Genomic DNA, 13,484 nt, shown 5'->3' on the forward strand with positions numbered 1-13,484 from the left:
TTTTTCTGTGCGGCAGTTACCTGCCCTGTGGTTCTGGTCGGGGTGACAGGATTTGAACCTGCGACCCTCCGCTCCCAAAGCGGATGCGCTACCAAGCTGCGCTACACCCCGGTCGAAGCCGGCTCTCGCCAACCTCGCGAGGACCCGAGGAAGAATCCTACGGCCCCCCGATTATGAAATCCAAAGCGAGGTTGGGTACAGTCACTCATCGCAGACGACATGCATGGCGATCCCAGGTTGTCGTATGCACGGGGATGTAGCTCAATGGTAGAGCCTCAGTCTTCCAAACTGATTACGCGGGTTCGATTCCCGTCATCCCCTCCGCACAGGAGCGTTCCCACCCCAGGGAACGCTCCTTTTTTCTTGCACATGGGCGGTCGCGCACATCTGATTCGCTATGACATGCGTCACAGTCGATCGAGCGACCCCCGGCCTTACCCCTCGCCCCCGTTCGCCGAGCGCGTAACCCCGATATCGATCAGTACTCTGGGAGATGTCCGATTTGTCCCCTACTCGTGGATGTTGCAGCCCCCGCAGCCGGCGGTCCGCGAGAACTCCGGAGGCCCACCGTGGAACTGCTACTCATTCTCGTGATCGTGGCGGCGGTCGCCTTCCTGGTGGTGAGGAGCCGCAACAACCGCGCCGGGCAGACCGCGAACCAGCTCGAGGACGCCAAGGCGGACGCACGCCAGGCCATCGAACGACTCGGCGGACAGGTGTACAGCCTCACCGGCTCCGACACCGCCTCACAGCAGGCACTGGCCGACGCGTCCGAGCGCTACACGGCGGCGGGCTCCCAGATCGATCAGGCCGCCACCCCCGTCCAGGCACGCCTCGCCAAGCAGACGGCACTCGAAGGCCTCTACTACATCCGTGCCGCCCGGACGGCCATGGGCATGGACCCCGGCCCCGAGATCCCGTCGATCGACGGGCAGAAGTCCGCGGGCGCGGTCACCGAGGACCGTGAGGTCGAGTTCGAGGGCAGGCAGGTCGCGGCGTCACCGAACCCGTCGTCGAAGACACCGAACTACTACCCGGGCGGTCGCGTCGCGGGGCGCCCGGTTCCCGCAGGCTGGTACTCGGAGCCGTGGTGGAAGCCCGCCCTCGTCGCGGGCGCGTGGGGCCTCGGTTCGATGTTCCTGTTCTCGGCGATGTTCTCCGGGATGGCCGGCGTGGGGTACGACGCGCAGGCCTTCGAGAGCGGCGCGGGCGACGCCTCGCAGGACGGCGGCGGTGACGCGGGCGCAGATGCCGGCGGCGACGGCGGCGACTCCGGTGGGGATGCCGGCGGCGATTCCGGTGGCGACATGGGCGGGGACGCCGGCGGCGACGGCGGCGGCGGATTCGACTTCGGCGGCGGGGACGGCGGTGGAGGCTTCGACTTCGGTGGCGGCTTCGACTTCTGACGCGGCCGTCAGGACGGCTGGCAGCTCGGGCACCAGAAGAGGTTGCGGCCCTTCATGACCGAGTGGGCCACCGGTGTGCCGCAGATGCGGCACGGCGATCCCGCCCGCCGGTAGACGTACGTCCGGGGGCGGTCCTTCGCGTATGCCGGATCCCCGTGATCGTCCTCGGGGCGGATGACGTGCATCTTGCCGCGGCGGACACCGACCTTCATGAGGGCGACGAGGTCGGCCCACAGCGCGTCCCACTCGTCGCGGGACAGTCCGCGGCCGGGCCTGTCCGGGTCGATCCCGCGCCGGAACAGGACCTCCGCCCGGTACACGTTGCCGACGCCCGCGATCACGGCCTGATCCATGAGCAGCGCCCCGATCGGGGTCTTCGACGCCGAGATGCGTTTCCACGCCTTGTCGGGGTCGGCGTCCTTGCGCAGAGGGTCCGGTCCGAGTCGCGCCTCGATGGCGGCGACCTGCGGCGGGTGGAGAACCTCACACGCCGTCGGGCCGCGCAGGTCGGTGCCGAATTCGGCGCCGACCATCCGCATCCGGACCTGCCCGACCGGCGGTTCCATGGGAACGGCCGCTTCGGTGAACGCTCCGTACAGGCCCAGGTGGACGTGCACGACCAGCCCGGACTCGTAGTGATGCCACAGGTGTTTACCCCAGGCCTCGGACTTGACGAGGACGCGGCCGTCAACGAGGGCCGCGTCCTCGGAGAATCGGCCCTGCGGGCTCAGCACCCGCACCGGCGAACCGGCGAACCGGCGTTGGTGTAGCCGGGCCAGCCGGTGCAGGGTGTGACCTTCGGGCAAGGACGATCAGGCCTCGGGCAGGGCCGGCGCGACACCGGTCTTCTCGAACTCGGACAGGATGTCGATACGGCGCTGGTGGCGCTCCTCGTTCGACCACTCGGCGGCGAGGAACGCGTCCACGATCGCGAGGGACTCCTCGAGGGAGTGCATGCGCCCGCCGAGTCCGATCAGCTGAGCGTTGTTGTGCTGTCGGGCCAGCTGCGCGGTCTCGACGCTCCATGCCAGGGCGCAGCGCGCACCCTTCACCTTGTTCGCCGCGATCTGCTCGCCGTTGCCGCTGCCGCCCAGCACGATGCCGAGGCTGCCCTCGTCCGCGACGACACGACGTGCCGTCTCGATGCAGAAGGCGGGGTAGTCGTCGAGGGCGTCGTAGACGTGAGCACCGCAGTCGACGGTCTCGTGGCCTGCGGCTTTCAGATGTTCGATGATCTCGTTCTTACGTTCGAATCCGGCATGGTCGGCACCCAGGTATACGCGCATGACTGGTGATTCTGTCAGGCGTCCTCGCGAATCGTGCCGGGGCCCCGGGACGCTTATCGTGATCAGCATGTATCCCGACAACGGACAGAACTGGGGACAGGCGTATCCGGGACATCGGCAGGCCCCCGCGCAGCAGCAGTGGGGCGGCGGGACGGGATGGAATCCCCCGGCCCCGTTGCCGGGCCTCATGCCGAACGACAGGCCCGCCCGGCACTCGTGGGAGATCCCGCTGCTCGTGGCCGCGGTCGTGCTCACCGTCGTCGCCTACGTGGCGGCTATCGCGGCGCTGTTCCTCGGGGTGGTGTCCACCTGGGTGCTCATCGTGCTGGTCGCGCCGATCCTCATCGCCGTCGGCCGCGGCCAGCTGTACGGCTCGCAGCAGGTGAACGGGATCAAGATGACGCCCACCCAGTTCCCCGACGGCTACCGGATGGTGGCGGAAGCGGCCGCACGGTTCGGGATGGCCGAGCCGCCCGACGCGTACGTCGTCCTCGGGAACGGCCGGATCAACGCATTCGCGTCCGGGCACGGCTTCCGCCGCTTCGTCGTCGTGTACAGCGATCTGTTCGAGATCGGCGGCGAGGCCCGCGAGCCCGACGCCCTCGCCTTCATCATCGGCCACGAGGTCGGGCACATCGCCGCCGGCCATGCCTCGTACTGGCGGCAACTAGGACAGTTCGCCGCCAACTACATTCCCGTCGTCGGGTCCGCCCTGTTCCGGTCGATGGAATACACCGCCGACAATCACGGCTTCTGCGTGCGGCCCCAGGGCGCCCGCGGCGCGATGGGTGTGCTCGGCGCGGGCAAGTATCTGGTGAGCGTCGTCGGATTCGACGAACTCGCCGACCGGGCCACCACCGAACGCGGGTTCTTCCCGTGGTTCGTGAATCTGCTGTCGGGACATCCGGTGCTGACCTGGCGCGCCGCCGCCCTGCGGAACCGGACCCGGCACGGCCACCTGTTCGTCAAACCCGGCCAGATCTACCGCGATCCGCTGCAACTGCAGTACGCGGGCGACCCGGCCGGGCCCGTCACTCGGTGACCGGGACGCGACTCAGTCGAACTGAGGGTCCTCGTTGCGGGTGCGCTTGAGCTCGAAGAAGTGCGGGTAGCCGGCGAGCGCCACCGCGCCGTCCCACACCTTGCCCGCGTCCTCCCCGCGCGGAATCCGCGACAGCACCGGGCCGAAGAAGGCGACACCGTTGACGTGGATGGTCGGGGTTCCGACGTCCGGTCCGACGGCGTCCATGCCCGCGGCGTGGCTCTCCCGCAGCGCGGCGTCGTACTCGTCGGATTCGGCGGCGTCGGCCAGTTCGGCCGGCAGCCCCACGTCGGCGAGCGACTTGACGATCACGTCGCCCAGGTCCTTGTTGCCCTCGTTGTGGATGAGCGTGCCCATCGCGGTGTACAGGGGCAGCAGGATCTCGTCGCCGTGCTTCTGTGCTGCCGCGATCAGCACCCGCACCGACCCCCAGGCCTTGGTCATCAGCTCGCGGTATTCGTCCGGCAGATCCCGGCCCTCGTTGAGCACGGCCAGGCTCATCACGTGGAAGTTCGCCTCCAGGTCCCGCACCTGTGTGGCCTCGAGGATCCATCGCGACGTGATCCAGCACCACGGGCAGAGGGGGTCGAACCAGAAATCAGCGACGTCCTTGGTGGTCCCGGTGTTCGTCCCAGCACTCACGTGATGCTCCTTCTCGGTGATGTACACATTCCCGTCCAGTCAACACCTCGCTGCCGGGAATCCTTCCCGGAGACCCCGCCGACGGCAGTAGGGTCGGAAGTGGTCGACCGGAAGGGAGCATCTTCACATGTCCTCCACTCGCACGTTCGTCGTCGTCGGCGGTGGCCTCGCCGGAGCGAAAACGGCAGAAGCATTGCGTGACAAGGATTTCGACGGATCGATCATTCTCCTCTCGGAGGAGGAACACCTCCCCTACGAGCGACCCCCGCTCTCGAAGGAACACTTCGCCGGAAAGAAGGCTCTCGGCGACTTCACCGTCCACCACGGCGACTGGTACCGCGACCATCACGTGGACCTGCGGTACGGCACCACCGCCACCGCCCTCGACCTCGGCGCCCACACGGTGACGCTGCCGGACGGTTCCACGCTCGGGTACGACAAGCTCGCGCTGGCCACGGGTTCGCGCTCACGCCGCCCACCGATCACCGGTTCCGACGCCGAAGGCGTCCACTACCTGCGCACTGTCGACGAATCGGACCGGTTGATCGCCGCGGTCGGCGATGGCAGGCGGCTCGTGGTGATCGGCGCCGGCTGGATCGGTCTCGAAGTGGGAGCCTCCGCCCGGGAGAAGGGCGCCGACGTGACGGTCGTGGAAGCCGCCGAACTCCCGCTCCTCGGCTCGCTCGGCCCCGAGATGGGCACCGTGTTCGCGGAACTGCACCGCGAGCACGGTGTTCAGCTGCATCTCGGCGCCACGGTCGATCAGATCGTCGTCGAGGACGGCAAGGCCACCGGCGTACGACTCGGCGACGGGACGGTCCTGCCCGCCGACGCGGTCCTCGTCGCCGTCGGCGCCGCGCCCAACGTCGAGATCGCGGAACGGGCCGGGCTCGACGTCGACGGCGGAGTTCTCGTCGACGCCGGATTGCAGACCAGTGACCCCGACGTCGTCGCGGTCGGCGACATCGCGGCGCAACTGCATCCGCAACTCGGCACCCGGATCCGCGTCGAGCACTGGGCGAACGCCCTCAACCAGCCGGCGGTCGCCGCCGCGACCATGCTCGGCCAGGAGGCCGAATACACCCGGCTGCCGTACTTCTTCACCGACCAGTTCGACCTGGGCATGGAGTACACCGGGTACGCGCCGTCCGACGGGTACGAGCGGGTTGTGGTGCGCGGCAACCTTCCCGGACGGGAGTTCCTCGCGTTCTGGCTCGACGCGGACAACCACGTCCTCGCCGGCATGAACGTCAACATCTGGGACGCCACCGATCAGATCAAGCAACTGGTGTCCTCCGCCGCCCCGGTCGATCCCGACCGGCTGGCCGACCCCGCGGTGCCGTTGACCGACCTGTCCGGTTAACGCCCCGGGCCCACTCGTGATGGGATGGCAGCATCGAGTACGAGCACCGCCGCCGATCACGAGGAGACCTCTGTGGCCCCACCGAACCTGACCCGCGAACAGGCAGCCGAACGAGCCGGACTGCTGACCGTCGACAACTACCTGATCGAACTCGACCTCACCGACGGGACAGGTCAGCCCGGAGTCGGGACGACAATTCAGCCCGGAGTCGAGACGTTCTCCTCGCGGACCACCGTCACGTTCGGGGCCACCCCCGGCGCGTCCACGTTCGTCGACATCGTCGCTACGCGTGTGCATTCGGCAACGCTGAACGGCTCCCCCGTCGACGTCGCGGATTACGACGAGTCCACCGGCATCACGCTCACCGGTCTTGCGGAACGCAACGAACTGGTGGTCGAGGCGGACTGCGCGTACTCGCACACCGGCGAAGGTCTGCACCGCTTCGTGGACCCGACCGACGACGCCGTCTACCTGTACTCGCAGTTCGAGACGGCCGACGCCAAGCGCATGTTCGCCTGCTTCGACCAGCCCGACCTGAAGGCGACTTTCGACGTGCACGTCACGTCCCCCGCCGACTGGAAGGTGATCTCCAACTCCGCGACCGTCGAGACGGTGGCGGCCGAACCCGGCAGGCACATCTTCCGCACCACACCGAAGATGAGCACCTACCTCGTCGCGCTGATCGCGGGCCCGTACGCGGAGTGGACCGACAACTACTCCGACGAGCACGGCGACATCCCCCTCGCGATCTACTGCCGCGCCTCCCTCGGGCAGCACATGGACGCCGAGCGCCTGTTCACGGAAACCAAGCAGGGCTTCGACTTCTACCACCGCAACTTCGGCACCCCCTACGCGTTCGGGAAGTACGACCAGCTGTTCGTCCCCGAATTCAACGCGGGCGCAATGGAGAACGCCGGCGCCGTGACGTTCCTCGAGGACTACGTCTTCCGGTCCAAGGTGACGCGGGCGTCGTACGAGCGGCGCGCCGAGACCGTGCTGCACGAGATGGCGCACATGTGGTTCGGCGACCTCGTCACCATGCGCTGGTGGGACGACCTGTGGCTCAACGAGTCGTTCGCGACATTCGCCTCCGTGCTGTGCCAGAGCGAGGCCACCGAATACACCAACGCCTGGACCACGTTCGCCAACGTCGAGAAGTCCTGGGCCTACCGGCAGGATCAGCTGCCGTCCACCCACCCCATCGCCGCCGACATCCCGGACCTCGCCGCGGTCGAGGTGAACTTCGACGGCATCACGTACGCGAAGGGCGCCTCCGTCCTCAAGCAGCTCGTCGCGTACGTCGGGCTCGACCCCTTCCTGTCCGGTCTGCGGGACTACTTCCGCGACCACGCCTTCGACAACGCCACGTTCGACGACCTCCTCGGCGCACTCGAGAAGTCCTCGGGCCGCGACCTGTCCGACTGGGGCACCCAGTGGCTCAAGACGACCGGGCTCAACATCCTGCGTCCCGAGTTCGACGTCGACGCGGACGGGAAGTTCACCCGGTTCACCGTTCTGCAGTCCGGCGCCGCACCGGGTGCCGGTGAGCACCGGGTGCACCGCATCGCGGTCGGCGTGTACGACGACCGGGACGGCAAACTCGTCCGCACGAAGCGGGTGGAACTCGACGTCGACGCCACCGAACGCACCGACGTCACCGAACTCGTCGGTGTCGAACGCGGTCAGCTGATCCTCGTCAACGACGACGACCTCACGTACTGCTCGCTGCGGCTCGACCCCGACTCGCTGGCCGCCGCCATCGAGCGGATCGGCGACATCGAGGAGCCGCTCCCCCGCACCCTGGTGTGGTCGGCGGCGTGGGAGATGACGCGGCAGGCAGAACTCAAGGCGCGGGACTTCGTTGCCCTCGTACAGCGCGGCATCGGCGCCGAAACCGAGGTCGGCGTGGTCCAGCGACTGCTGATGCAGGCCCAGACCGCGCTGCACAGCTACGCCGAACCCGGGTGGTCCAAGGAACACGGCTGGCCCGACTTCGCGAACCGCCTGCTCGAACTGGCGCGGGAAGCCGAGGCCGGGTCGGATCACCAGCTGGCGTTCGTCAACGCGCTGGCGGGCGCGCAGCTGTCGCCGTGGCACACCGAGGTCCTGCAGGAACTGCTGGACGCCGCACCGGAAACGGTCGGGCTGCCGGGGCTCGTCGTCGACACGGATCTGCGCTGGCGTCTCGTCACCGCCCTCGCCGGGGCCGGTGAGATCGACGCCGACGGCATCGAGACGCCGTTCATCGACGCCGAAGCCGAACGCGACCCGACCGCGGCAGGGGCCCGCAACGCCGCCGCCGCGGCCACCGTCCGCCCGCAGGCCGCGGTGAAGGAACAGGCCTGGAACCGGGTAGTCGGCGACGACTCCGTGCCGAACATCACCGCCCGCTCGATCATCGGCGCGTTCGCCGGTCACGGTCAGTCCGACATCCTCGAGCCGTACGTCGCCCGCTACTTCGCGGACATTCCCGCGGTGTGGGAGCGGCGTTCGAGCGAGGTCGCACAGACCGTGGTGGTGGGCCTGTACCCGTCGTGGTCGATCAGCGAGGAGTCCGTGGCGGCGGCCGACGAGTTCCTGGCCGGCGACCGTCCGCCGGCCCTGCGCCGCCTGGTGGTCGAGGGCCGCGCGGGAATCGTCCGTTCGCTCGCGGCCCGGAAGTTCGACGCGAGCTGATCGGTGGCCGATCCTGCCGGCCTAGTCCGGCAGGATCGGCACGCTCACCCCCTGATCCCGGCCCAACAGGACCGCGCGGGTTACCGCCGAGGAGCCGAACCGGTCGCGGAGGCTGTCGAGCGTGGTGTCGAGCGTGCTGCGCGTGTAGGGATCGAACGGCAGCGCCAGTTGCTGCGGGCAGTCGTCCTCGAGGTTGGCCACCGCGACGCCGACGAGGGTGATGCCCTTGCTCTCGATCATCGGCATCGCGTTGCCGAGCAGGCCCCGGGCCGTGGTGAGGATCGTTTGCGTCTGCGCCGACGGCTGCGCCAGGGTGTGCGACCGGGTGGCACGGGTGAAGTCGTCGAACCGCAGCCGCAGCACCACCGTGCGCCCCACCCGCCTGCCGCGGCGCAGCCGGCCCGTCACCCGGTCGACCAGCGTCACCAGGGCGGCGTCCACGTCCTCCCTCGACGTGGGTCTGCGCCCCAGGGCGTGCTGGGCGCCGACGGATCTCCGTCTGCGTCCCACCTGCACGGGACGGGGATCCCGCGCCCAGGCGAGCGCGTGGAGGTGGTGGCCCGCAGCCGGTCCGACGATGGACACGAGCAACTCTTCCGGATAGTGGGCCAGCCGGCCGACGGTGGCAATCCCGGCGTCGCGGAGCTTGCGCGACGTCACCGCCCCGACTCCCCACAGCCGTTCGACCGGCAGCGGGTGGAGGAATTCGATCTCGCCGTCCGGCGGCACGTGCAGCAGTCCGTCGGGCTTACCCACCGCGCTTGCGACCTTGGCGAGGAACTTCGTTCTCGCGACGCCGACGGTGATCGGCAGACCCACCTGCTCGCGCACGTCGCGGCGCAGTCGCGCCGCGATGTCGACCGGTGTGCCCGCGATCTTGCGCAGACCCGCGACGTCGAGGAACGCCTCGTCGATCGACAGACCCTCGACCAGCGGTGTCGTGTGCCCGAAGACCTCGAACACGGCCTTGCTCGCCGCCGCGTACGCCGACATCCGCGGGCGCACCACGACGGCGTGCGGACACAGGCGCAACGCCTGCGCACCGCTACTGGCCGTGCGCACCCCGTACGCCTTCGCCTCGTAGCTCGCAGCCAGCACGACACCACCGCCGACGATCACCGGACGACCCCGCAGTGCGGGGTCGTCCCGTTGCTCCACCGAGGCGTAGAACGCGTCGAGGTCGGCGTGCAGGATGGTCGCCTCGGCGCCACTCGAGATGCGCGGGCGCGGCGAATCGGACACGAACATATGTTCGCATCGACCACCGACAGAAGTCGAGGACGGTTCAGCCCCCTCGGCCGCCGAGACACCGACGGCCCGTCACAGTTCAGCGGGACTGAACGGTGACGGGCCGTGCGGAAGCCGATCTGTGCGGATCTACGGCGAGGCGATCGCCGCGCTCATCACGCGAATGGCGCTGACGAGACCGTCGATGAGGTCTCCGTCGCCGAACGACGACACCGCTGCCGTCGCCCCGAGCTGGGCGACCCGGTCGGTGACCTGGTCGGCCACGGCCCGGCCGCTGCGGATCTCGACCGTCCGCTGGTTGGGCGAGACCGCGATGAGGACGGACCGTTCCGCCTCGGGAGTCGTCGGGAAGAGCGCATCGGCGCCGGCCGCGGTGTTCTCGCCGAGGTCGCCGACGTACGCGTTGAAGCGCACCTTCGTCTTGCGGGTGCCTTCGGTGAGGGCATCGTCGAGGCGGACGAGTTCGTCCGTCGTGAACGGCAGGTCGTCGGTGAAGGGCTCACCGACGCGGTGCACGCCCGAGATGCGACCGCTGGCGGTCACGACGCTGCCGACGGGCAGATTGTCCGCGGATACGGTCGCGGGGATCAGGTCACCACTTGCCACTTGCCGAGCCTCCAATCAGGTCTTCCGAACCGGCGTGCGCGCCGTGGTGCCCGCCGTGATGACCGTGCGTGGTCACCTCGTCGACGGCGCTCCACAGCACCGGCGCATGCGTCCATTCCTCGCCGAGGTGGAACGCGGGCGGCACGGGGCCCGGCGTCTTCTTGCCGACGAACGACATCGCCGCGAAGAAGGCGGTGATCAACGCCGGAATTCCTACGAATATCAGCACTGTCTCAAGAATGCTCACAACGCAAACGGTAGCCCAGAACCGTGCGAAGGGAAGCGTCAGGGCCGAACTTCGCGGAGGGGTCGCGCGGAACGCTCAGGCGGCGCCTTCACCGAGGTAGGGCATCCACGACGGGTGCAGGTCCTTCGTCGACGCCAGCAGTCGCCAATGCGGGCCCGACGGCGGCACCAGAGAGGCCCGGAGCGTCCAGCCGAGTTCGCTCAGCAACTTGTCCGCCTTGCGATGGTTGCAGGGCGCGCAGCAGGCCACGCAGTTCTCCCACGAATGCTCGCCGCCACGACTGCGCGGAACCACGTGATCGACCGTCTCGGCCTTGGACCCGCAGTAGGCGCAGCGGAACCGGTCGCGGTGCATGAGGGCCGCGCGGGTCATCGGAACGCGCGCGCGATACGGGACGCGGACGTAGTTCCGGAGGCGGATCACGGACGGCACCTGAACGGACCACTGCTCGGAGTGGACTACCGGGGCCTGGGGATCCTCGTGGACGGTGTCGGCCTTACCGCAGGTCATCAACACCACGGCACGGCGGGCAGGAAGGGCGGTGAGCGGCTCGTAGGTGACGTTCAGGAGAAGCACCCGGCGCTTGATCCAGAGCGGAACCGCATTCTCGCCCGGGAAAGAAGGCTCGGCGCTGTGCGCGGAGCCTTCGGTGATCACTTGTAAAGCAAACGCCCCTGAAACCCCGGCACTCCGGGCATCAGTGGGCACGAGTTGTCGGTGCGCGCGGGCGCTGTGTCGATTCTTCATGCGACCTCCGGGAGATTGCCACCAAGTGCACCATGAATTGCCTGCGTGCGCACGCCCATTTCCCACAAAAATGCAGGACATTCGGTGAACAGACGGTGACGAAGACGGTTCCCGCCCGCACGTGCACAATGGAAGACGCCATGACTGACGTGCAGCAGACCTTCTATGAGGCGGTGGGCGGAGCGGAGACGTTCCGCAAGCTCACCGCGCGCTTCTACGAGGAAGTCGCCAAGGACGACATCGTCCGGCCCCTCTACCCCGAGGAAGATCTGGGTCCGGCCGAGCGCCGGATGCGGATGTTCCTCGAGCAGTACTGGGGCGGACCGCACACCTATTCGGACGAGCGCGGCCACCCGCGACTGCGGATGCGTCACCACCCGTTCAAGATCGGCCCGATCGAGCGCGACGCGTGGCTGCGGTGCATGCACACGGCGATCGCGTCGATCGATTCCGGGACCCTCGACGACGCGCATCGCAAGGCTCTCCGGGAGTACATGGACATGGCCGCGGCGTCGATGGTGAACTCCGCCTTCTGAAGCCGACGCGCGCCGATTACGCCGGTCGAGTCGTGGCGGGGACGATCGTTTGGCACGATGGGCGATTGTGAGCACTCCCGCCGAAACATCCGCCGACGACACACAGCCGGCACCCTGGTGGTCCGACGCCGTCTTCTACCAGGTCTATCCCCGCTCGTTCGCCGACGCGAACGGTGACGGCGTCGGCGATCTCCAGGGAGTGCGGGACAAACTCGGCTACCTCGAACTGCTCGGCGTCGATGCCCTCTGGCTGAGCCCGGTCATGCGTTCCCCGATGGCCGATCACGGCTACGACGTGTCCGATCCCCGCGACATCGACCCGTTGTTCGGCGACCTCGAGGTCATGGACGACCTGATCGAGGCGGCGCACGCGCGCCAGATCAAGGTGACGATGGACCTGGTGCCCAATCACACCAGCGTCGAGCACGACTGGTTCCGCGCCGCCGTGGCGTCGCCGCCGGGCAGTCCGGAACGCAACCGGTACATCTTCCGCGACGGCCGCGGCGAGAACGGCGCGGAGCCGCCGAACAACTGGCCGAGCATCTTCGGCGGTCCGGCGTGGACCCGGATCACCGAGGCCGACGGCACGCCCGGCCAGTGGTACCTGCACATCTTCGCAGCGGAGCAACCCGACCTGAACTGGGACAACCCGGAGGTCGTCGAGGATCTCACGAAGACGCTCCGGTTCTGGCTCGACCGGGGTATCGACGGATTCCGCATCGACGTCGCGCACGGCATGGCGAAGCCGGAAGGTCTGCCGGATCACGACTGGTCCGCCAACGAACTGCTGCACAACTCGGACGACGACCCGCGGTTCGACAACCCCGCAGTCCACGACATCCACCGCGGCATCCGCAAGATCCTCGACGAGTACCCGGGCACGGCGGCCGTCGGGGAGATCTGGGTCCGCGACAACGAACGCTTCGGCGAGTACATCCGGCCCGACGAACTGCACCTCGGGTTCAACTTCCGGCTGGCGGAGGCCGAGTTCTCGGCGGAGACGGTCCGGGAGGCGATCGAGAACTCCCTGACCGCCGTCGACCAGGTCGGCGGAACCCCCACCTGGACCCTGTCGAACCACGATGTCGAACGGGAGGTCACCCGGTACGGCGGCGGCGAGATCGGCACCGCACGCGCCCGGGCCATGATCCTCGTCGAACTGGCGCTGCCGGGTGCGGCGTTCCTGTACAACGGCGCCGAACTCGGCCTGCCCAACGTCGTCCTGCCCGATTCGGCGTTGCAGGACCCGGTGTGGGAACGGTCCGGTCACACCGAACGGGGCCGCGACGGATGCCGGGTGCCCGTTCCGTGGGAGGGCACCGAACCGCCGTTCGGGTTCAGCACGGGCGAGCCCTGGCTGCCGATGCCCGCCGAGTGGGCCGGCCTGACCGTCGAGGCGCAACTCGAGGACGTCACGTCGACGCTCTCGCTGTACCGGGCGGCACTCGAACTGCGCTCGTTCCGTCCGGAGTTCTCCGGTCCCGGAGTCGACTGGTACGGCAGTCCCGAGGGCTGCTTCGCCTTCCGCAGGCGCGGTGGTCTGATCTGTGCCCTGAACGCCACCGAGGCGCCGATCTCGCTGCCGCCCGGCGAGGTGCTGCTCAGCAGCGCGCCGCTCGTTGAGGGGCAGCTTCCGCCGAACGCGGCTGCGTGGCTCATCTGACCCGGACTCACCCAGTTGCGGT

General features: G+C 68.5%; 13 protein-coding genes and 2 tRNA genes. 7 read left to right on the top strand and 8 right to left on the bottom strand.

What is annotated here, in order from left to right:
• Positions 1–34 precede the first annotated feature (34 nt).
• Positions 35–111: transfer RNA gene (locus JWS14_RS07075), tRNA-Pro, on the bottom strand.
• 139 nt (positions 112–250) lie between these two features.
• Here JWS14_RS07075 and JWS14_RS07080 point away from each other — a divergent pair.
• A tRNA-Gly gene (locus tag JWS14_RS07080) sits at positions 251–321 on the top strand.
• Between the two features lie 248 nt (positions 322–569).
• A complete protein-coding gene (locus tag JWS14_RS07085) occupies positions 570–1,406 on the top strand; it encodes a hypothetical protein (protein ID WP_095865132.1) in 837 nt (278 codons plus the stop codon).
• Between the two features lie 8 nt (positions 1,407–1,414).
• Here JWS14_RS07085 and JWS14_RS07090 read toward each other — a convergent pair whose 3' ends face one another.
• Together JWS14_RS07090 and JWS14_RS07095 are read right to left on the bottom strand one after the other, a co-directional pair.
• Positions 1,415–2,212, bottom strand: a complete 798-nt coding sequence (locus tag JWS14_RS07090; protein ID WP_206012751.1) for an Fpg/Nei family DNA glycosylase — start codon at positions 2,210–2,212, stop codon at positions 1,415–1,417.
• A 6-nt stretch (positions 2,213–2,218) separates the two neighbouring features.
• A complete protein-coding gene (locus JWS14_RS07095; protein ID WP_005248193.1) occupies positions 2,219–2,692 on the bottom strand; it encodes a ribose-5-phosphate isomerase in 474 nt (157 codons plus the stop codon).
• 67 nt (positions 2,693–2,759) lie between these two features.
• On the opposite strand from JWS14_RS07095, the gene JWS14_RS07100 reads away from it, so the two are divergent.
• Positions 2,760–3,734, top strand: coding sequence for a M48 family metallopeptidase (locus tag JWS14_RS07100; RefSeq protein ID WP_420855109.1), 975 nt, complete (start codon positions 2,760–2,762; stop codon positions 3,732–3,734).
• 12 nt (positions 3,735–3,746) lie between these two features.
• Here the strand turns inward: JWS14_RS07100 and JWS14_RS07105 are convergent, their stop codons facing one another.
• A complete protein-coding gene (locus JWS14_RS07105) occupies positions 3,747–4,376 on the bottom strand; it encodes a DsbA family oxidoreductase (RefSeq protein ID WP_206012753.1) in 630 nt (209 codons plus the stop codon).
• A 127-nt stretch (positions 4,377–4,503) separates the two neighbouring features.
• On the opposite strand from JWS14_RS07105, the gene JWS14_RS07110 reads away from it, so the two are divergent.
• Both JWS14_RS07110 and pepN read left to right on the top strand, forming a co-directional pair.
• Positions 4,504–5,739 (top strand): NAD(P)/FAD-dependent oxidoreductase, encoded by a 1,236-nt coding sequence (locus JWS14_RS07110; RefSeq protein WP_072947074.1) that lies wholly within the window; start codon positions 4,504–4,506, stop codon positions 5,737–5,739.
• Between the two features lie 72 nt (positions 5,740–5,811).
• Complete coding sequence (pepN, locus tag JWS14_RS07115) at positions 5,812–8,415, top strand: aminopeptidase N (RefSeq protein WP_206012754.1); 2,604 nt, start codon at positions 5,812–5,814, stop codon at positions 8,413–8,415.
• 21 nt (positions 8,416–8,436) lie between these two features.
• Here the strand turns inward: pepN and dinB are convergent, their stop codons facing one another.
• From dinB to JWS14_RS07135, 4 genes are all read right to left on the bottom strand, one after another.
• Positions 8,437–9,663 (bottom strand): DNA polymerase IV, encoded by a 1,227-nt coding sequence (dinB, locus tag JWS14_RS07120; protein ID WP_072947072.1) that lies wholly within the window; start codon positions 9,661–9,663, stop codon positions 8,437–8,439.
• Positions 9,664–9,792: 129 nt separating this feature from the next.
• Positions 9,793–10,269 (bottom strand): DUF5130 domain-containing protein, encoded by a 477-nt coding sequence (locus JWS14_RS07125; protein WP_206012755.1) that lies wholly within the window; start codon positions 10,267–10,269, stop codon positions 9,793–9,795.
• Positions 10,256–10,516: an aa3-type cytochrome oxidase subunit CtaJ gene (gene ctaJ / locus JWS14_RS07130; RefSeq protein ID WP_012688329.1), complete on the bottom strand. Its 261-nt coding sequence runs from the start codon at positions 10,514–10,516 to the stop codon at positions 10,256–10,258. The genes JWS14_RS07125 and ctaJ overlap by 14 nt, the downstream gene beginning before the upstream one ends.
• A 75-nt stretch (positions 10,517–10,591) precedes the next feature.
• Positions 10,592–11,263 (bottom strand): HNH endonuclease, encoded by a 672-nt coding sequence (locus tag JWS14_RS07135; RefSeq protein WP_167372212.1) that lies wholly within the window; start codon positions 11,261–11,263, stop codon positions 10,592–10,594.
• A gap of 140 nt (positions 11,264–11,403) precedes the next feature.
• On the opposite strand from JWS14_RS07135, the gene JWS14_RS07140 reads away from it, so the two are divergent.
• Together JWS14_RS07140 and JWS14_RS07145 are read left to right on the top strand one after the other, a co-directional pair.
• Complete coding sequence (locus tag JWS14_RS07140; protein WP_043824253.1) at positions 11,404–11,799, top strand: globin; 396 nt, start codon at positions 11,404–11,406, stop codon at positions 11,797–11,799.
• A 67-nt stretch (positions 11,800–11,866) separates the two neighbouring features.
• Positions 11,867–13,462 (top strand): glycoside hydrolase family 13 protein, encoded by a 1,596-nt coding sequence (locus tag JWS14_RS07145; RefSeq protein ID WP_206012756.1) that lies wholly within the window; start codon positions 11,867–11,869, stop codon positions 13,460–13,462.
• Positions 13,463–13,484 lie beyond the last annotated feature (22 nt).

Source organism: Rhodococcus koreensis (assembly GCF_017068375.1).
Taxonomy (GTDB): domain Bacteria; phylum Actinomycetota; class Actinomycetes; order Mycobacteriales; family Mycobacteriaceae; genus Rhodococcus_F; species Rhodococcus_F koreensis.